Here is a 365-nt window from a genome sequence, read left to right as displayed (position 1 = left end):
CGGCCTGCGCTTCTCGGTCACCTGGACGGCGAGCCAGCGCTTCGGCCTGATCCGGCGCTGCCGACTGACGAACACGGGGAGGAGCAGCCGTTCGCTCGAGGTGCTGGACGGCTTGCGCAACGTCCTCCCATCGGGCGTGACCGCCCAGGTCCAGACCGACCTCAGCAATCTGGTCGACGCCTACAAGCGCGCCGAGGCAGATCCCGCGACCGGGTTGGGGCTCTTCACCATGAGCTCTCTGCTCACCGATCTGGCCGAGCCGGCGGAGTCCCTCTCGGCGACCGCCGTGTGGCAGGTCGGGCTCCCGTCCGCGACCACCCTGCTCTCGACGACCCAGCTCGAGGGCTTCCGCGCCGGGCGTCCGG

General features: G+C 71.0%; 1 pseudogene. It reads left to right on the top strand.

Annotation, left to right across the window (positions count from 1 at the left end):
- Positions 1-365: pseudogene (locus BN358_RS26335) on the top strand (hypothetical protein); the annotation flags it as partial.

Origin of the sequence: Sedimentibacter sp. B4, assembly GCF_000309315.1 — a bacterium.
Lineage (GTDB): Bacteria > Bacillota > Clostridia > Tissierellales > Sedimentibacteraceae > Sedimentibacter > Sedimentibacter saalensis.
This window is presented reverse-complemented; position numbering and strand designations above follow the sequence as displayed.